This is a genomic window from Rummeliibacillus sp. BSL5, from assembly GCF_052928305.1.
In genome coordinates this window covers 809,339-828,082 of the sequence record NZ_JAVGCV010000001.1, presented here as the reverse complement: position 1 = coordinate 828,082, position 18,744 = coordinate 809,339, and the positions used below count along the sequence as shown (strand labels likewise).

20 protein-coding genes are annotated in these 18,744 nt (G+C 35.9%); 12 read left to right on the top strand and 8 right to left on the bottom strand.

Annotated features, from left to right (window positions below; all coding sequences use genetic code 11):
* Positions 1–62: 62 nt before the first annotated feature.
* Entirely contained in the window at positions 63–1,922 is a 1,860-nt protein-coding gene (locus RCJ93_RS04205) for a dynamin family protein (RefSeq protein ID WP_446738470.1), read from the top strand.
* 14 nt (positions 1,923–1,936) lie between these two features.
* On the opposite strand, the gene RCJ93_RS04200 is transcribed toward RCJ93_RS04205, so the two are convergent.
* Entirely contained in the window at positions 1,937–2,179 is a 243-nt protein-coding gene (locus tag RCJ93_RS04200; RefSeq protein WP_446738469.1) for a hypothetical protein, read from the bottom strand.
* 93 nt (positions 2,180–2,272) lie between these two features.
* Entirely contained in the window at positions 2,273–2,644 is a 372-nt protein-coding gene (locus RCJ93_RS04195; RefSeq protein WP_066786822.1) for a nucleotide excision repair endonuclease, read from the bottom strand.
* A 149-nt stretch (positions 2,645–2,793) separates the two neighbouring features.
* On the opposite strand from RCJ93_RS04195, the gene RCJ93_RS04190 reads away from it, so the two are divergent.
* From RCJ93_RS04190 to RCJ93_RS04180, 3 genes are all read left to right on the top strand, one after another.
* Entirely contained in the window at positions 2,794–4,251 is a 1,458-nt protein-coding gene (locus RCJ93_RS04190; protein ID WP_446738468.1) for an aldehyde dehydrogenase family protein, read from the top strand.
* A 114-nt stretch (positions 4,252–4,365) separates the two neighbouring features.
* Entirely contained in the window at positions 4,366–4,830 is a 465-nt protein-coding gene (locus RCJ93_RS04185; RefSeq protein WP_446738467.1) for a hypothetical protein, read from the top strand.
* Between the two features lie 64 nt (positions 4,831–4,894).
* A complete protein-coding gene (locus RCJ93_RS04180) occupies positions 4,895–5,080 on the top strand; it encodes a hypothetical protein (protein WP_066786829.1) in 186 nt (61 codons plus the stop codon).
* A gap of 97 nt (positions 5,081–5,177) precedes the next feature.
* On the opposite strand, the gene RCJ93_RS04175 is transcribed toward RCJ93_RS04180, so the two are convergent.
* The 5 genes from RCJ93_RS04175 to RCJ93_RS04155 form a co-directional block, all read right to left on the bottom strand.
* Positions 5,178–6,338, bottom strand: coding sequence for a cation:proton antiporter (locus RCJ93_RS04175; protein WP_150284266.1), 1,161 nt, complete (start codon positions 6,336–6,338; stop codon positions 5,178–5,180).
* 143 nt (positions 6,339–6,481) lie between these two features.
* The gene (locus tag RCJ93_RS04170; protein WP_446738466.1) at positions 6,482–6,808 is read right to left on the bottom strand and encodes an AzlD domain-containing protein; all 327 of its coding nucleotides are present in this window, start codon (positions 6,806–6,808) and stop codon (positions 6,482–6,484) included.
* On the bottom strand, positions 6,805–7,530 hold the full coding sequence (locus RCJ93_RS04165; protein ID WP_150284267.1) for an AzlC family ABC transporter permease: 726 nt from the start codon (positions 7,528–7,530) through the stop codon (positions 6,805–6,807). Before RCJ93_RS04165 ends, RCJ93_RS04170 begins: the two co-directional genes overlap by 4 nt.
* 229 nt (positions 7,531–7,759) lie before the next feature.
* On the bottom strand, positions 7,760–7,855 hold the full coding sequence (locus tag RCJ93_RS04160; RefSeq protein WP_084246876.1) for a YjcZ family sporulation protein: 96 nt from the start codon (positions 7,853–7,855) through the stop codon (positions 7,760–7,762).
* Between the two features lie 189 nt (positions 7,856–8,044).
* On the bottom strand, positions 8,045–8,266 hold the full coding sequence (locus RCJ93_RS04155; protein WP_066786838.1) for a KTSC domain-containing protein: 222 nt from the start codon (positions 8,264–8,266) through the stop codon (positions 8,045–8,047).
* A 258-nt stretch (positions 8,267–8,524) separates the two neighbouring features.
* Here RCJ93_RS04155 and cyoE point away from each other — a divergent pair, with 258 nt between their 5' ends.
* The 4 genes from cyoE (at position 8,525) to RCJ93_RS04135 (ending at position 13,535) form a co-directional block, all read left to right on the top strand.
* On the top strand, positions 8,525–9,457 hold the full coding sequence (gene cyoE, locus RCJ93_RS04150) for a heme o synthase (RefSeq protein ID WP_150284269.1): 933 nt from the start codon (positions 8,525–8,527) through the stop codon (positions 9,455–9,457).
* 151 nt (positions 9,458–9,608) lie between these two features.
* Positions 9,609–10,073, top strand: a complete 465-nt coding sequence (locus RCJ93_RS04145) for a MarR family winged helix-turn-helix transcriptional regulator (protein ID WP_066786843.1) — start codon at positions 9,609–9,611, stop codon at positions 10,071–10,073.
* Positions 10,070–13,186, top strand: a complete 3,117-nt coding sequence (locus RCJ93_RS04140) for an MMPL family transporter (protein WP_446738465.1) — start codon at positions 10,070–10,072, stop codon at positions 13,184–13,186. Before RCJ93_RS04145 ends, RCJ93_RS04140 begins: the two co-directional genes overlap by 4 nt.
* A gap of 184 nt (positions 13,187–13,370) precedes the next feature.
* A complete protein-coding gene (locus RCJ93_RS04135; protein WP_158512568.1) occupies positions 13,371–13,535 on the top strand; it encodes a hypothetical protein in 165 nt (54 codons plus the stop codon).
* 54 nt (positions 13,536–13,589) lie between these two features.
* On the opposite strand, the gene RCJ93_RS04130 is transcribed toward RCJ93_RS04135, so the two are convergent.
* Positions 13,590–14,852: a glycosyl hydrolase family 18 protein gene (locus RCJ93_RS04130; RefSeq protein WP_446738464.1), complete on the bottom strand. Its 1,263-nt coding sequence runs from the start codon at positions 14,850–14,852 to the stop codon at positions 13,590–13,592.
* Between the two features lie 173 nt (positions 14,853–15,025).
* On the opposite strand from RCJ93_RS04130, the gene RCJ93_RS04125 reads away from it, so the two are divergent.
* From RCJ93_RS04125 to RCJ93_RS04110, 4 genes are all read left to right on the top strand, one after another.
* Complete coding sequence (locus RCJ93_RS04125; RefSeq protein WP_446738463.1) at positions 15,026–15,577, top strand: glycerol-3-phosphate acyltransferase; 552 nt, start codon at positions 15,026–15,028, stop codon at positions 15,575–15,577.
* Between the two features lie 2 nt (positions 15,578–15,579).
* Positions 15,580–17,136 (top strand): GNAT family N-acetyltransferase, encoded by a 1,557-nt coding sequence (locus RCJ93_RS04120; protein ID WP_446738462.1) that lies wholly within the window; start codon positions 15,580–15,582, stop codon positions 17,134–17,136.
* A 137-nt stretch (positions 17,137–17,273) separates the two neighbouring features.
* Entirely contained in the window at positions 17,274–17,495 is a 222-nt protein-coding gene (locus RCJ93_RS04115) for a hypothetical protein (RefSeq protein ID WP_150284274.1), read from the top strand.
* 122 nt (positions 17,496–17,617) lie between these two features.
* A complete protein-coding gene (locus RCJ93_RS04110; protein ID WP_446738461.1) occupies positions 17,618–18,616 on the top strand; it encodes a tetratricopeptide repeat protein in 999 nt (332 codons plus the stop codon).
* Positions 18,617–18,744: the final 128 nt, after the last annotated feature.

Here is an 18,744-nt window from a genome sequence, read left to right as displayed (position 1 = left end):
GTCGAATTTACTGATATATCATGTATACTATATAATGTAGAAAAAGAGCGAGGGGATGAAAAATGGTGGATAAAGACCTACAAAATGTGAGTAAATTAAAAGTAAATGTGCCTACCCATGGAGTTTCTCAAAAACCCCTTGATGATATCCACCAATTCATAGGCAAGATAAAAAAAATCCACCTATTACTCACTCAGAATACATACATAAAAGATACAGCAAAAGCATTAGGGTATATTATTGATGATGCGGTCCAAAATCCGACCATTCTATTTGTTGGCATGAGAGGAACGGGCAAAACTACTCTCTTGAACACTTTATTAAAAAGACCTATTTTAAGTCATTTGAAAGAGGCGCATTTAGCAGTGAGTTCTATTTTTCGATATGCCGAAAAGGAAGAGGTACGTGCTCACTTTTATGATGGACAAGTAGCGTCATTTGGCATTGAACATGTGGGGCTATTTACTTCTATTGATACCTCAGGTGCCAATATATTGCGTGAAGGGTTGGATTTTATTGAAATATTTATTCAAAATCCGCTCTTAAAGACTGTGACCATTATGGATGCTACGCTAGTACAGTTTAAAGGGAATAGAACTGCTTATATAAAAGAGAGCTTTTTACAGCGGGCAGAGGATATTTTCTGGATTGTAAACGCTAATAGTGAGATCCAGGAAGTGGAATTAAACTTAATAAAGAAGAGCTCAAACCATATAAAGCCGTTATTTATTTCTAACTTTATGAGCCCAACTGGTTCGGTTTTAGAAGACCAACAGATTGAAAACTATATAAGAAAAAGGGTATCTGTATCTGCATTACAAGCAAATCAAGCACTCGCTCATAATGACAAAGATCAGTGGCAGTATAGCAATATTGACATGATATATAAAGAAATAGAGCAATCAGCGAGCGATCGTTCAAAACGAATACCTTTTATTATTCAACGTTTGGCTCATTGGCTCAAAAGATTTCGAGCCGAATTAGAAATTATAGAAGAAAGAGAACCCTATAACTCATCATTGCAAACATTAACAAGTTTTATAGAAGAAATTGATGAAATAAAATATACTCAGTATAAAGAAAATCAATTTGTCGCTAAGATGATATCAGAATATGAAAAATTAAGTTGCTTATTTAAAGAGATTCATACACTTTATCAGCTCGTGCAAGCATTAAAACAACACGATTTATTTAAACAAGACAGTACTTTCAGAAAATTTAAGGAATTGGCAGAACATTATCTTGAAAAAGTAAGAGATTATCGGAAAATGCGATATCAGTATACTGTTCAATTTGATATGCTAGATCAAAAATACAAAAGGATAAATGGACGATCTATTTTATCTTTTTTATTCGGCAAACGGGAAGAAGACCAGTATTTTATTAATCAAGCGAAAGAACTGAACGAAACTCAACAACTACTTGAACGAAAGTACAAGTCCGTGCTACATCAAGAAGAGCTTTTGATAGAATTGGTTCCTAAAATATTAACTCAGCTCAACCAAACGGTCCGCAATAAATTAGAAGAGATACTTAAAAGTATTTCAGCTGTAGAATATGAAAGACTTGCAGCTCATACAAAGATTCAGCAAGCTATTAAGAAATTAAATACTTTTGATGATATTGTAGAAGCAAAGCAATTGGTTATTATGTTGGCTAAAGAAGAGTTATTAAATAACTCAATGTGGAAGACAATAGAAGAAAGAGATAGAGTAGTAGAGGATATAAAAGCAATTGAAAGTGTACGCTTAGATTATTCAATTTTTATACAAGAGTATGAAAACTTGAAACTAAAAGAACCAAGCCAAGTACAGTCTCTTGTTGTTGTAAAAAATCCTTATTATGCTTTGTCCTTAAAAGATGGGGATATACGAATGCCTTTAGAACCACCACCACCTTTTTTAGAATTGAATACAGATTAAGAAGGAGCTGCATTTTATGCGCTCCTTTTTACTTTTGTTGCTATAAAAAATGCACCTGCAGCAGCAATCGCCCCAAGTAAAAAAGTAGGGAAGAATACAGGACCTGAAAATACAACATTGCTTGGCAAAGATTCGCTTGCTAACCATGCCTCCGTTAAATTAGGCGTATACCAGGCAGTAAGAAGGATACCAGATGTAAAGTGGCAGACAAAGTATAGGACGATAAAGGCAAAAAGAAAAACTATCCATTTTCTCACAAAAACACCTCCTTTTAACGTATTACGTACTAGGAGGTGTATATGTTTCAAATGATTTTCAAATGTTTATATTTTCCCTTATTAGGCAAATGATTAATAGAACACTTTATCCGTGTTGTACTTCGCGCGAAGCTTATTAATTGCATATGTTTCGTAGATTTCTCTTTCCATTGGGTCATCAATGATGAATGCTTCAATTTTGTGCACTTCATCACGGTGATCTTTTAGTGGAGATACATTATCTTCAAAGTGTTTTTTTAATCGTGGGCGCATTTTGCGTGCTTTACCTACAAATAAAAGCTCGTTGGCATCATTAAAGAATAGCAATAACCCACCTTTATCACGAGGAACCTTATGGAAGTCTATAAACCCAAAGACTGAAGGGATGATTGCTTCTCCTTCTTTTGGATTTTGTTCACGTTGGCGAATCACTACATCAGGTTTTGGCATTTCAATTTTAATCAAAATAATTCACGTCCTCTTACATTAATAGAAGTTTATACTAGCACAGTTAAGCAAGAAAAGCTACTCGTCTAGTTGTATTGTAGTATTACATCCTTTATATATCACATACTACAATCGATGCAGAGACTATAAAAAGGAGTTATACAACTATGAATAAATATACTGAACTTAATAAGAGCTTTTTAAACGGTCAATGGGAAGAAGGGGAAGAAAACAACACTTTCGATATAGAAAATCCATACAACAATGATGTATTAACCACCGTCAAACTGGCATCAAAAAACCAAGTTGAAGTAGCCTTTGACAATGCTAAAAAAGCGCAAAAAGAGTGGGCAAAAGATTCACAAAAACGTCGTGATGTCATGAAAAAAGCAATCCAATATTACAAAGATAATAAGGATGATATAATCGATCTTTTAGTTATTGAGTCAGGAAGCAGTGTTTTAAAGAGTAATATTGAATATAATAATACGGTCGCCGTAATGGAAGAATCATTAAAAATGGTTGATAAATTAGGACAAGTTACTGAAACGCCTTCCATTATTGAGAATAAGGTCAATTATTCTTATCGTTTACCGCTTGGCGTCATTTCATCCATTGCTCCTTTTAACTTTCCAATGTATTTATCGATGCGTACGATTGCTCCAGCGCTTGCGCTTGGTAATGCGGTCGTTCATAAAGCAGACTTGCAAGTGGGGCTTTGCTCAGGTTCATTGATTGCTAAAGCATTCGAAGCAGCGGGAATGCCAGCTGGTGTTTTCCAATCAATATTGACGAAATCCTCTACGATTGGCGATACAATGATCGAAAACAAAAATGTAGCACTAATTAGTTTTACTGGTTCTACAGAAGTCGGCAAACGGATTGGCTCTATTGCAGGTGGTCTTTTGAAAGGTGTTGCTCTAGAATTAGGAGGAAACGGACCATTTGTAGTATTAAAGGACGCAGATATTGACCAAGCAGTAAAAGCGGCAGCATTTGGGAAGTTCCTACATTCGGGCCAGATTTGTATGATTACCAACCGCATTATTGTTCACAAAGATTTGTATGATGAGTTTGTAGAAAAATTCGTTGAAAGAGTTAAAAATATTCCTTATGGAGATCCGAGTGATCCTAAAACAATCATTGGACCGTTAATTAACGAAGGTCAAGTAAAAAAAGGTGTTGATAATATCCAAAAGGCGATTGATGCAGGTACTGAGGTATTGCTAAAAGGTGAAAGAATAGGGAACGTGTTAACACCAACTATTTTCGGACATGTTAAAAATGACAGTGAACTCGCACAAACAGAATTATTTGCTCCTATTGCTCCAATTATCAAAGCTGATAGTGATGAAGAGGCTATTGAGATGGCAAATGACACACGATATGGGCTAAGCTCTTCTATATTCAGCAGTAATATAGAAAAAGCAACAGATTATGCATTATATTTGGAATTTGGTATGACTCATGTCAATGATCAACCTGTCAACGACGAACCAACAGTGCCATTTGGAGGTATGCGTGACAGTGGTGTAGGTCGATTCGGTAATCCAAGTGTTGTGGAAGAATTTACGTATCAAAAATGGATTTCTGTTCAAACAAAACCGCGAGAATATCCATTTTAAAAAAGAAGCCGCTTGAATGAAACATTCAGGCGGCTTTTCTAATTGAATTAAGATAAAATGGTATTGAGTGGAGAAAAAATATGCATATAATAGAAAATATGGAGTTGATAATTAGTGGAAATTCAATTTGTACCCGGTAATCTCGAGCTTTTAAAAACACCCTATTATGCAGATTTCTTCTATGAAAATATCATCATTTATTTTAATGAGGAGGATACAACAGAGGCAGTATTTCAATCAGCAGTACATGGCACTTTTCTACTTAAACTAGGCGAAGCATTGATCAATCTTGTGAAGACAAAAGAAACACAGATGGTCGAATCTATTGGTACTACCATTTCTTATCGTATTTCACAATCGGATCAAACAATTTATATCGTAAAATATAGTGGCGAAGAAGAGATAGAAAAACACTTGTGCCAATATGATTTGTTTTTTGAAGGATTAACTCTTGCAACCAAAAACTACTTACATACCATCAAAAGGGAGAATCCAAGAATTGTTTTGATTGACCAATACCAGCTACTGGCGAGTTGCTTTATCAACTTTGATCAAATGAGACTATTAGAGCTCCACTAAGTTTTTGACCTGGCTCCAAAGAGATTATATAATAAGCTTCAGGAGCATAGAAGGAGTGGGTCTTTTGCAAGAGAAATGGACATTTATGGTAGACGGCACAGCATATTTCTGCAAAACGATGGAAGAGGCGATCTCAGAACTACCCATTGAAGAAATTGATGGGGAAGAGTATGTAAAGATCAAACATAAAGATCTTAAAAGATTAGTGGAATTTTATTTAAAAGAACATGCATCAGATATTCAATTTTAAACATCTCATACGTTTCTTTACCTAGTATTTTCAGCTTAATAATGATAGAAAACCCAAGAATATAGTTATTCTTGGGTTTTAGCATTTTATAATGGTTTTAAACTGAAGTTCTTTTTTCTTTAATGGAAATAATCCATTTTAATAAAGGCGGTGTTACAACAGTAGTAAAGACAACCGCAATAATCAGTGGTGTATAGTATTCTTGAGTAAATAACCCTTTTTCTAAACCAATACCAGATGTGATTAACGCGACTTCTCCTCGAGAAACCATGGCAATCCCAATTAAAATCGCTGATATTGTTTTAAAACCTGTAATTCGTGCGCCAATGCCTGCACCCACAATTTTCGTTAGAACAGCAACAACACATAGAATAACAATCAGCCCAATATGCTCGCCAATTCCTTTAAAGGTAACGGCAAGACCTATGCCTGCAAAGAAAACGGGAATAAATAAAACACCTACTGTTGGTAAAAGCTTTTCTTCAAATTCGATCCGAGATTTGTCTGCTGCGAGAGAAAGACCTGCAAAGAATGCACCGATAATATTACTTATACCCATGAAATCGGCGAAATATGAATAAGCAAAACAAAGTACGACTGCAAAAACTAGCGAAATATCTGTAGATTTAAATTTTGCTACAATTTTAGAAATGGCAGGAACAACTTTCCAATTCGCAAGAATAATGACCGCAAAGAAAATTACTTGCTTCAATAACACTGTTGGGATCGATACATCTCCCCCGACAGTAATGCTGATAACGATTGCCAGTAAAATCAGGCCAAGTATATCATCAGCAATAGCTGCGCCTAACACTGTAGCACTTTCTCGTGTTTTTAATTGATTGAGCTCACGGAAAGTCTGTACGGAGATACTAACCGAAGTAGCTGTCAACACAATACCTAAAAATAATGAATGTGTAGGATCCATGCCAAAGCTTTCACCGATTAAATAGCCGCCCACAAGTGGCAGCACTACTCCGAAAACTGCAACTGTTAATGCGGATTTTGTGTTAGAGGTTAAATCTTTAATATTTGTTTCAACGCCAGCGAAGAACATTAAAAATATAACACCAAGTTCACTAAAGGTATGTAATAATTCATTATCATTGATATTGCCTATCAATCCCAAAACTGCAGGTCCGATAATAATCCCCACAATTATTTCACCGAGCACACTTGGTTGTCCAAATCGAACAGCAATGGCTCCCGCTATTTTTGTTGCGAGTATAATAATTACTAATTGAAGTAGTAACTCCAATAATCTGCCCCCTTAACAAAAAGAAGTTTAAAGATTCGAATAATTGAATACCTAAAGACTCCTTATGTACTTTTATTTTATCTAGTTAAAACATTATGTTTCAATAATATCATATAATGTGTACCTTTGACTAAAATAAACACTCAGATTGGCAGATATATTCGTATAATTGCCATAGATATTACCCCACCTAATACAGTTACAGATAAACTCTTTGTCCATATTGCCAAGAGAAGCGTTGGAATAAAAGCAATTACAACAGACCAGTTAAGAGAAGTTATTCCTTCACCAGAAACAAGCAAATTTTCTACAACTAACGCGCTTAAAATACATATTGGAATGAAAGAGAGCCATTTCATTACTATGACCGGAAGCTTTACGTGTTTTACAAAAAGAAATGGAATAATTCTTGGGAGCCATGTAACAATTGCACAGCCAATAATTGTCCATATCATTATATTCATACTCATCGATCCATCACCACCCCAATAGTAGCTGCGAAGATTGTTGAAAGTATAACAGCCAAATGTAATGGCATAAAATAGGAAAAAACATACATTAGAATTGCAACAGTTCCGATTAAACATAAGTTTTTTGCGAGCCTTGTTTTTCCAGCGCTTTGCAATTGCAATACGAGAAGCGCTACAAACATTGCTATTAAAGCAAAATCAAGCCCCCACTTTTCAGGCGCTGTAATCCATTTGCCAAGCAGTGCACCTCCAAGACATGATACAATCCAAGCTGCATAGGCGGTAATATTAAGCCCATCCAGCCATCTTCCACTCATTTCTTTTGTCTGCATTAACTTGGTGATTGCGACGCCAAAAGTCTCATCAGTCAACAATGAGCCAAAACCAATGTTGCGCAGGTAGCTGTATTTCGTGAAATAGGGCGCAACAGAAAGACTCATAAGAAAGTGTCGAAGGTTTACAATAAAAATCGTGAAAATAATCACAAGAGGTGGAGTCCCGCTAAGAACAAGCGCACAAAAGATAAATTGTGCTGAACCTGCATAGACCAATATGGTCAATAAAGCAATTTCTATCATGTTTAATTGTGATGATGAGCCCACAATGCCAAATGCCACCCCAATACTTATGTATCCTAACAGTGTAGGAATGCAGTCTCGTATACCTTGCAAGAAAGGATGTTTTACATGCTCATATTGGACATTCTCTACTGAACTGTTCAACGAATCACCCCTTTTATTATATTCTCTTTATCATACATAACTTTATGGATGTTTTATAGCACTTTTTTCGTTACACCCCTTTTAAAAAATTCAGGTTGAAAGAACAAATAAAAAGGAGAGCGTTTATCGCTCTCCTCCCTATTTAGAGTGCCATATTAACTTTATATGTGTTTAGTTTGAGCGCAGTTAAACGACTACACTACTATTTTTGTGGATGACTTTGGAATAATTAACAAGCTCCACCGCCGCCGTAACCGTAACCCATGTAAGATGCTCCGACAATAATTAACAAGATGAATAGAACAACTAGTAATGTAAAGCCCATATTTATGCACCTCCTTTTGAAAAGGTATTAATATAATATGCATCTCGCTTTACACTCATTGGGTAAATGTGTAAGTATTCAGGCTAAAATGCATTTAGTATTCTAAATAATGCACCACCAACTACATCCACATCCCGCTGACTGTTCTTTATCTTATGTAGAGCGGGTGGAACTTGCTTGGGTGAATGATTAGGATTGGTTTTGAAGTCGAACGTAACGATACTTATCTTTAATGTATTGTTTAAAAATTCTTTCAGGGTGATTAGTTTCAACTAAGTCTTTATGAACGAATGGTGGAACGCCATAATATTCAAAGATACCATCTTTTATGAATTGAATCCGTAAAATCATTGCGCTCTCGTCATATCCAACTGCTTCTAATTTTGAGGAATCTAACTTTATCCATTGCATTATGAATGCCCCCTTAATCACAATTATATCTTCATCAATAAGGTAACAGAATTTTTAAATAATTTAAAGCGTTTTTTTGCTACTGAGTATTCCAGACAAAAGAAATATAATCAAGTTTGAAATAGATTCATGGCATTCTTGTGAATTAAAATAAAAAGATATATATCAAAGGCGAATTTTGTTACAATAAAAGTATTGTTGTCATTACTATTCTTATATATAGTTTATTTTAGTTAGTAAAGGAATGAAAATAGAATAATGGGGAGCAAACATAAATATAAACAGAGAGAAGCAGAAACGCCTCCTTCTTTCATGCAAATTTTAGCGCAGACAGTAAAAACAGGGATAATTAAGTCGAATTTAATTCCAATGGTTGCCGGTTTAACACTCGCACTATATACGTATAAAATTAATCCATTTGATCATTGGCTTCGTATAGTTTCAGCAATCATTGGCTCTGCTTTAGTTATTGCTGCAGCAGGGGCCTTTAACAATATCTACGATAGGGATATAGATGCTATTATGCAGCGTACCCAAAAACGGCCAACAGTGACTGGAGATATTAGAATCGGTACAGTGTGGTTTATTGCTATTGGATCAACGATTGTTGGGTTGCTCGCGCTTTATTTAGCGACACCGCTTGCAGCATTGCTAGGCTTTACGGGAATTTTCTTTTATGTATTCCCTTATACTATTTGGACGAAACGCTATACAGTCTATAATACAGAAGTCGGTAGCATCTCTGGAGCTATGCCTCCGTTAATTGGTTGGGCAGCAATCCATCCAAACATTATGCATCCGGCTATTCTTGGTTTATTTGTAATCACTTTAATTTGGCAAATGCCGCACTTCTATGCAATTGCAATTCGTAAACAAGACGATTACAGTGCTGCTGGGGTTCCTATGCTTCCTGTAGCGAAAGGTATGAAACGCACATATATAACAACAAATATTTATTTAATTCTTCTCACAGCAAGCTGCTTTTTGCTTGGAACTCTAAGCAAGGGTTTAATGCTAGTAGCTTTATTGCTAAGCATAGCTTGGCTTGTTATGAATATTTATGGTTACCATAAAAAAGATCCTAAAAAGTGGGCAACTTTACTATTTGTTTATTCACTTCTTCATATGACGGTCCTATTTTCAACGGTTATTATATACTCTATAGTTGGACTGTATTTAAAATTCCATTAAAAAACGGCAATGCCAAATTCGGCTTGCCGTTTTTTTTTTGCTGTGTTCAAAGATGTAATATTTTGAAAAACAATTGACAATTTTATTGTTTCTTTTTATAGTTTAACAGATGAATAGTTAAATTGTTGAACTAAATAGTGAGGTGAACAGATTGGCTTATGACAATATCCAAGAGCTTATTGACCAATATATCAAAACTTCTTTCCAAGTGAATCGAATGGGTGAGTCACTTGTAAAAGACCAGCTAAGTAAAGAATTGACGAATGACCAGCATTATACGCTTAGATTTATATTTCAGCATGACCGCTGTACATCAACAGATCTAGCAGAAGCTTTTCATGTCAATAAAAGTGCCATTACGGCAATTATTACGCGCTTGACGGATAAGGGGCTAATTGAGAGAACTCGAGATGAGAATGATCGGAGAGTGGTATATTTATCTCTAACAGAAAAAGGCAAGGAGCTCTATCTTGAAACAGAAGAAAAAATTCATCAGCTAGTCAAGCATTTCATTACAAAGTTTGATAGGAAAGAAATTGAGAGCTTTATGCATACATATGAAAAGCTTTCCCATATTTTAATCAATATGAATAATAAAGAAGGTGAAAAAGAATGAAGGCAATCATAAAAGCAAGATGGTTTGTTATCATTGCATGGATAGCAATTGCAGCTGTATTAATGATGACAGCACCGAATATGGCTAATCTTGTAAAAGAGAAAGGTAGCATTGATGTTCCGGGCAGTTATTCTTCTTCCATGGCAAAGCGTATGTTAGATGATATGCAAGACAATGATAAATCACAAGTAGCACTTGTATTTCATAATAAGAAAAAATTGTCCACAGAGGACACAAAAGAAGTAAAGCAAGCCATTCAGAAGTTAGAAAAGGATAAAAAACAACTGGGTATTACTGATATAACTACTCATTTTGATGAAAAAGCTTTAAAAGATCAACTCGTTTCAAAAGATGGGAAAACAATCATGGCTTCACTGTCGATGGAAGTTGGTGACCGCAATCCTCAAAAGGTAATGAAAGCACTCTATAAAGAACTAAAGAGTGTGAAAATAGAACATTACTATACGAGCAGCTGGATGATCGATGAAGACCTTAATACAAATTCGCAAGAAGGTTTAAAGAAAACAGAGGGCATCACAGTTGTATTTATTCTAGCTGTATTGTTATTAGTGTTCAGATCTCTCATAACACCATTAATACCGCTTATTACAGTAGGATTTAGTTATTTAGTATCTCAATCTATCGTTTCATTCCTTGTTGATAAATGGGATTTCCCAATTTCTCAATATACACAAATTTTCCTTGTAGCAGTTTTGTTTGGTATCGGAACGGATTACTGTATTTTGCTTTTTAGCCGTTTTAAAGAAGAACTTGCTGAAAAAGAAAGCGTTGCAGAGGCAATAGTTGCTACGTATAAAACTGCAGGAAAGACGGTGTTCTTTAGTGGCCTTGCCGTAATGATAGGTTTTGCAGCAATTGGGCTATCAACATTCAAGCTGTATCAATCTGCAGCTGCTGTTGCTATTGGAGTAGCTATTCTTTTGCTTGCCCTCGTTACAGTCGTCCCATTCTTTATGGCGGTTATGGGAAAAAAGATTTTCTGGCCATCAAAAGGAAAACTTGAACACAAAGATAGTAAATTTTGGGGGATTGTCGGGCGCTTTGCATTAACACGACCGTTAATTGCTCTATTAATAGTAGGAGCCGTATCTATTCCGTTTTTAGTAGCTTATGATGGCAATCTCTCTTATAATTCGCTGAATGAAGCAGGTGATGATGTGCCTTCAATTAAAGCATTTGATATTATTGCGGATAGCTTTGGACCAGGCCAATCTATGCCAACTCAAATTGTTATTAAAAATGATGAAGCAATGGATTCTGCGGAGTATTTAGGATTAGCAGAAAAAATCAGTAAAGAAGTAGCTAAAAATGATGATGTTGACTTTGTTCGATCTGTTACACGTCCGACAGGAGAAAAAATAAAAGATTTAGCAGTTGCAAACCAAGCTGAAGGTTTGAAAGAGGGCGTGGGGAAAAGCAACGAAGGCATCAAAAAAATCAGCGACGGCTTGAAATCTGCAGGTGGAGAGTTATCAAAATCTGGTCCACAATTGAAAAAAGCCACAGATGGTATTGATGGTCTTATCAATGGTACAGACCAATTAAAAAATGGTATGGGTCAAGTTCAAACAGGTTTAACAAAGATTGAGAAGGGCATCCGAGACGGATCAATGGGTGCAGGCGAGATTAATAAAGGGCTTGGGGATATCAAAAATAATTTGGTTGCTATGTCTGATGGGAGTAAAAAGCTTCTAACAGGCTATCAACAAAGTGCACAGAGTTTATCAAAATTGAAAGAAGGCTACCAAGCAATAGGGAATAATCTTTCTAAACTAGCACAAACTATGGGAGCATTAAACCCATCATTTACTAATTTAGAGAAGGGAAATCCAGATTTAAATCAAAATAAAGATTATCTTACAATAAAACAAACAGTGTCTACTGTACAACAGAGTACGACAGCAATAGCCGGAAGTCTTGGAAAATTAACCGGCGGCTTGGGGCAAGTACAAACTGGGCTAAATCAAGCTAATGCTAATTTAGAACCAATGGCAAATGGTCAAAAGCAAATGGCGGAGGGGCTTGGAAAGCTTATCCAAGCAGTAAGTTCACTACAAAGTGGTTTAAACCAAGCTGCAAATGGTCAAAACCAAATTATTGGAAATATGTCTACTTTTGAAGGTGGGCTTTCTAATTTGAAAAATGGCCAGCAACAATTATTAAATGGATTTTCAAATTTAGGCGGACAGATGAGTCAATTGACAGATGGTCTAAATAAAAGTGCTACTGGATTAAATAAAGTCCATAAAGGGCTCAAAGGGGCTCAAGGTTATTTAGATGGATTAGCTTCATCGCCAGATGATATGGCAGGCGTGTATATACCAGAAGAAACGATTCACAGTAAAGAGTTTGAACCATCTCTTAATGCCTATATGTCAAAAGACCGCAAAACTATGACATTGGATGTTGTCTTTAAAGAAAATCCTTATTCAAACGAAGCGATTGCGCAAATTGATCCTATAAAAAAAGCAGTCGCCAATGCTACAAAAGATACGAAGCTTGAAAATGCTAAAGTTGCAGTAGGAGGAATTACAAGCACCTATAACGATATGGGCAAAATGTCAGATGCGGACTATACTAGGACGGTCATTCTTATGCTTTCTGGTATTGCATTAATCCTTCTTTTATTACTAAGATCGATTATTATGCCGCTCTATTTGATTGCTTCATTAATCCTAACTTACTATACTTCAATGGCTATTACAGAATCTATATTCGTGAATTTGCTTGGCTATGACGGTATTAGCTGGGCAGTCCCATTCTTTGCATTTGTAATTTTAATCGCGCTCGGCATTGATTACAGTATCTTCTTAATGGACCGATTCAATGAATACAAAGATCGATCAGTGGGTGAAGCAATGCTAGAGTCCATGCGCAAAATGGGCACTGTCATCATCTCAGCGGCCGTTATTCTTGGAGGTACGTTTGCTGCTATGATGCCAGCAGGTGTTCTATCATTGTTAGAAATAGCAACGGTTATTTTAATTGGCCTAGTGTTGTATGCACTAGTGATTTTACCGTTGTTTATTCCAGTGCTTACTAAAACATTTGGGAAAGCTAACTGGTGGCCGTTTATAAAAAAAGAGGACTAAATCTCTAATTCTTTCTTTGATAAAATAAAATCTGATTGGATACAGAATTTAGCAGAATTCGGTATCCAATTTTTTCACTCAATAATAAAGGTTAAAGTCTTAAAAATAATCAACAAGAATTATATATCCTTCATATGATAGTTAGAGTAGTAGGTTTTTATTCTAATTTTGAGGGAGGGGGAATATGTATTTACTCTTGCTTGTCGTGCTGATTATTATCATTCTGATTCTCATTTTGCTCAACAAGCAAAATAGAATGTTAGTTATCTTTTTGGCCGCTGTACTTGTTATTTTAATTATTGAAAGTATTGCGGTTATAAATGATATTATTCAGAATTTCCCTTCATAGTTAATGAAAAAATCGAGATAGAAAAAGCAGGGAAATGATTCCCTGCTTTTTTCTTTATAAAATTCTTCGTATGCGGAAGAATTCATTAAATAATACGGCTGATTGTGTAAATGGCAGGCCAAGATGCCATGATCCAATTCCTCTTAATCGTTTGTCAACAATCATTTGTAGTTTTTGAGCAAGTGCCCTTGCATCTTCAAACCATACCCTATGCTCAGCACCAGTTGCATCCCAATAAGTAAAGAACGGTTGCTGGTACTCTCTTGAATAGGAGATAGGTACATTATGTCGCATAGCCGTTTTGATTGCCTCAGCCACTGATACAGCTTTTGCACTGACTACTTGGCCGTTTGCAACAGTCCAATCATACCCATATCTAGGGACGCCTAAGAGAATTTTTCTTGCCCCGATTGTTTGAATCGCATAATTTACCGTTTTTCTTACTTCTTGAATAGGAGCTACAGGACCAGGATCACTACCAAGCTCATGCCAGTCGTAAGCCATCAAGAATACAAAATCAACAGCTGCTCCAATTCCCCTATAATCATATCCTCTTCTCCAAGGCGGATCGTTTTCTTCTGTTTTAAACGGTAAAGCAACAGATAGTGAAAACCCTCCTGGTTGAATGCGAGTGCGAAGTTCTCTTAAAAAAGTTGTAAAGTTATCACGCTGTGAAGCAGGGATTTGTTCAAAATCTATATTGACGCCTGAATAATTTTTGCTTCGGAGTAGGTTATAAATATTTGTAATCAAACGCTGTCTAACTGTGGCATTTGATAATATAGTGACGGTCAATTCGGGATCAAATCCTGTGCTTGTCAGGTTTGTAACCACTGCTATAGGTGCAACAAAATTGTCCCGGGACATATTAACGATGCCTTGATCGTTCAGCTCGCTCAAGCTGCCATCCGCTAGAACATGGTGTTCGAAAATGCCATAATAGGTGTTCAGTGGAGCATATGTTTGTGTAATTAATTGATTACTTTCAGGAGTGGAAACAGTAATATAGCCAAAACTATAGGCGCTGTATTTTTCTCTTGGAGGTAGATACAATGTTTGCCCGACAGATAGTTCATTAGACTGAAGTCCATTATAAGCTTTTATTCGATCAGCTGAGACCATCGCCATTTGAGAAATTGTAAAAAGTGAATCTCCAGGTTGGACTACATACTGGTCTGTTGGAATCAATAAATCTTGGCCCGGAACGATTGTATCACTCGATAATCCATTGATAGTTCTTATACTATCCATGGTTACTTGATATTTTCTGGAGATAGAAAAAATAGATTCTCCAGTTTTTACAACATAAATAAACAAATAACCCCCACCTTCTCTTTCATTCTCATATACAACATATGCGAAAAGAAAAAATTTGCGAAAGTTTTATTGTAAAAGCAAGGGTTTAGGGTACTAATAGCGAATAAATATAAAAAGAACCTAGAAGGCAGGTGAAAAAGCAACTATCCTTATAATTGGAATTGCTGAATTAAATGATAATACTTTTCTATCTTTTGAGTTCTTATTTAATAGGAAGTATCATGGCAGCATGGTTTATCGGCAAATGGTATGGTGTATCTCTTGCTAATCTAAACAGCGGTAATTTAGGAGCAAGGAATGCTGGTAGAACATTGGGGAAGCTTGCGTTCCTTTACACTTTTATAGGAGATGCAGCTAAAGCAGCTGTAACAGCCAGGATAGGTCATATACTAGTGCTTGATGAGTTTGTAATTGCTTGTGGTGTATGTCTATGTATTCTAGGGCATCTTTTTCCAGTTTGGCTCCATTTTAAAGGCGGGAAAGGGGTAGCAGCATTGATTGGTGGTGTGGCCGTATTGAATCCAATGCTTTTAATGATATTGGCTACTTCTACTGCTATCGCTCTGCCATTTTTCAAAAACCTTACAAGGGGCATGATTTTTGGTTTTGTGGCTTGCAGTTTGGTTATTCTCACCTTCCATATACCTGTCTATACACCGTTATTGTTGAGCTTTTTGCTCATTACATATAAGCACCGCAAAAACCTTAGGGAAAGAGTGAGTTAATCATGTATTATTGCAAAATAGCAAGAACAGATAAAGAATTCGATGAAATTGCTCGGTTTAATTATCAAACTTTTGTTGAAGAAATCTCTCAACATTCGCCAAATAATGATGGGAAATTACAAGATCGATTTCATAATGAAAATACATATATATTAGTATATCGAAATAACGATATTGTAGGTATGCTCGCTTTTCGCGATCAACGTCCCTTTTCATTAGATGAGAAAATAGGGAATGTGGAAGATTATTTAGATAGCAGTGACTGCGAAAAGCTTTGTGAAATTCGCTTATTAGCAGTGAAAAAACAATTTAGGAACGGCCGTGTATTCAGACAGTTAGCAAAAGCTATTTATACGTACGTATATGAAAGAAATTATTCTGGAGCTATAATTTCAGGTTTTACAAAGGAAGAGAAGCTTTATAAGCACTTAGGTTTTACACCTTTTGGTTCTGAAGTCGGAACATCACAAGCGAAATTTATACCTATGATTTTAACTCGAAAAAATTGTGCTCAAATGGCTGAAAAAATTCTTTTGAAACAACATTATTTTTATCCAGGTCCAGTTTTACAAACAAGTTCTTTGACCAACACTAGCTTGTCTCATAGGTCGGGGAATTTTAAGAATCTTTATCAAGAGTTATTGGATCGGCTTTTACAAGAAGCACAAGCGAAATTTGTTACAACAATTGTTGGTTCTGGAACATTAGCAAACGATGCAATGCTTGGACAAATGAAAGCTGACTTCCAACAGCAAAAGGGAATCATTCTTTCAAATGGGGAATTTGGAGAACGTCTCATCAGGCAAGCAAGACACTGGGATTTACAATTTCATAGTTGTTTATATCAATGGGGTGAGACATTTCAACTAGCGGAAATTGAAGAAAGGTTTAAAACAGGTGAGTATCGGTGGATAGCCCTTGTACATGGTGAGACATCAACAGGTGAATGCAATAATCTCCAAGCAATCACGAGGTTAGCGGAACAATACCAAGTAAAGGTTTGTGTAGATTGTATTAGTACATTTGGCGCTTTAGCTTTCTCAATGAGAGGTCTCTATATGGCATCTGCTGTAAGTGGGAAAGCACTCGGTGCATTAAGTGGCCTTTCCTTTGTATTTTTAAATCAGGTACCACAAACTAACGATGCGCCACTTTATTTAAATTTAGCACATTATTTTTATCATCCAATCCCATTTACAATTCCAGCATTCCTCGTATCTAATACAGTGGAGGCATTAAAGGAATATCCAGAACGATATAAAATATTGAAGAGTCGCTTAGATAGTGTAGAGGATTCCAGTATATCTCGTTATAAAATATGTGTTTCTTCAAATTATCCGACCATTATGTCCTTTGTTTTTCCGCATTCTCTTCAAAACTTTAGTGATGATGCTAAATTAAACGGATTCTTTTTACATGATGAAAGTGTATACTTGAAGGAGAGGCATATCTTTCAAATTTCCACTATCGGACCAGATTTTGAAGTAGCTTTTGAAAATTTAATTCAATTTTTTGATCAATATATAAATACTTCGTTAGTTCCACAAACAAGTGATTAAAAAAAGTTAAACAAATTGTGATAACACAATCCATTTTATTATTTCATTTATCAGATGCATACGTGCTGCCGGGCGGTCGCCAAGAATCCCTACTCCTTTCATTCATATATTATGGTATGAAGAAAGGAGGGATTGGATTGGCTATGACACCCTTTAATGGCGAAGAATATAAGAATGTTACAGATGTACCCCCTCCGCCGCTCATTAAAGCAGTTCAGACAACAATGGGGCCGCCTCCATTTAAGCCAAATGCTACAAAAGCAATAACACAGGATGAAGTATCAGATGAATCACCTATGGAACAGCAACAAAAAACTCAAGGCCAAAAACCGTGGCTTCCATTGTTCAAAAAATTTTAAACAGCGGAAGATACTTAGTTCTTAATATTAGTAATAGAAACTCAAATAAAGGTAAGGCTATGTGAGTATGGAATTCTTGCGTAGCCTTTTACTATGTAAATAAGAAGGAGAACAATCCCCAAATGAATTTAGAAAAATTGAAACGGTTAATTGAAATAAAAGAATACCAAACTATCCTTAACAATATTTCACAAATAGAATTGAAAGAATGCTCACTTAATGAGTTAAAAGAGATATTAGCATCTTTCAAAGAGGAAAGTCTCGATAACAACTACATATTGCTCTTCCGGCAGTTCATTCAACTGACTGTATACGATAGAAAATATAGTGAAATTATACATCGTGATTTTCTTCTATTGTTACAGGCTTTTCTTGAGCAAAAAAAGACTGAAACTAACAGCTATTGGAACACAAAAGAATTACAGGAAGCATGTCATCTATATCAAAAGGCCATGAACGGCGATTCTGTATCACAATTATTACTCGGTCGATTCTATAAAACTATTCGCCAAGATGATTGGGCATTTGTATGGTATGAACAAGCTGCAGCTGCAGGGAATCTGGATGCGATCTATTGGCTAGGCAATTTTTATTATGATGGAGTGGTTGTAAGAGAAGACTGGGAGAAGACTTACCTTGCTTATAAAGAAGCGGCTTTAAAAGGACATGCTGATGCGATGAATAACTATGCAGATATGTATTTACGAGGAGAGTTTGTTGAAAAAGACGAACACCGCGCATTTGAACTCTTTTCAATTGCTGCAGATAGGGGCGTTGCAGAGGCGATGTATACGCTTGGTTATATGTACGAAAATGGAGTGGGAGTCGATATAGATAAAACCAAATCGCATCATTGGTTTACACAATCAGCACTTGCAGGGGATGTGTTTGCTGCTAATCGTCTAGGTCATGAGGCATTTCAAAATGGCAATGGGGTAGAAGCGATGCGCTGGTATCAGCTTGCGGCAGATCAACAAGATGTAGATGGAGAGTTCAATCTTGGTTTTTGCTACGAAGCAGGGATTGGTACATCAGTTAATTTTAAGAAAGCAAAATATTGGTACCAAAAAGCAGCGTTACAAGGAGATCAAGAAGCAAGAGAAAAACTTAAGCTCTTATAAGAAGCCGAGTGAATGTAATATATATCCTTTTATAGAATATGATTAGAAAATTTGGATTTTTGTTTACAAAATTCGATGTAATGATATATAATTTTATTAATATTTTAATATATTAGAATATTCTATAA

Bases quoted from the DNA above. Each gene is read 5' to 3' on its own strand.
- RCJ93_RS04205 (WP_446738470.1), top strand. From the start codon at position 63: ATGGTGGATAAAGACCTACAAAATGTGAGTAAATTAAAAGTAAATGTG.
- RCJ93_RS04190 (WP_446738468.1), top strand. From the start codon at position 2,794: ATGAATAAATATACTGAACTTAATAAGAGCTTTTTAAACGGTCAATGG.
- RCJ93_RS04170 (WP_446738466.1), bottom strand. From the start codon at position 6,808: ATGAGTATGAATATAATGATATGGACAATTATTGGCTGTGCAATTGTT.
- RCJ93_RS04160 (WP_084246876.1), bottom strand. From the start codon at position 7,855: ATGGGCTTTACATTACTAGTTGTTCTATTCATCTTGTTAATTATTGTC.
- RCJ93_RS04155 (WP_066786838.1), bottom strand. From the start codon at position 8,266: ATGCAATGGATAAAGTTAGATTCCTCAAAATTAGAAGCAGTTGGATAT.
- cyoE (WP_150284269.1), top strand. From the start codon at position 8,525: ATGGGGAGCAAACATAAATATAAACAGAGAGAAGCAGAAACGCCTCCT.
- RCJ93_RS04140 (WP_446738465.1), top strand. From the start codon at position 10,070: ATGAAGGCAATCATAAAAGCAAGATGGTTTGTTATCATTGCATGGATA.
- RCJ93_RS04135 (WP_158512568.1), top strand. From the start codon at position 13,371: ATGTATTTACTCTTGCTTGTCGTGCTGATTATTATCATTCTGATTCTC.
- RCJ93_RS04125 (WP_446738463.1), top strand. From the start codon at position 15,026: ATGATAATACTTTTCTATCTTTTGAGTTCTTATTTAATAGGAAGTATC.
- RCJ93_RS04120 (WP_446738462.1), top strand. From the start codon at position 15,580: ATGTATTATTGCAAAATAGCAAGAACAGATAAAGAATTCGATGAAATT.
- RCJ93_RS04110 (WP_446738461.1), top strand. From the start codon at position 17,618: ATGAATTTAGAAAAATTGAAACGGTTAATTGAAATAAAAGAATACCAA.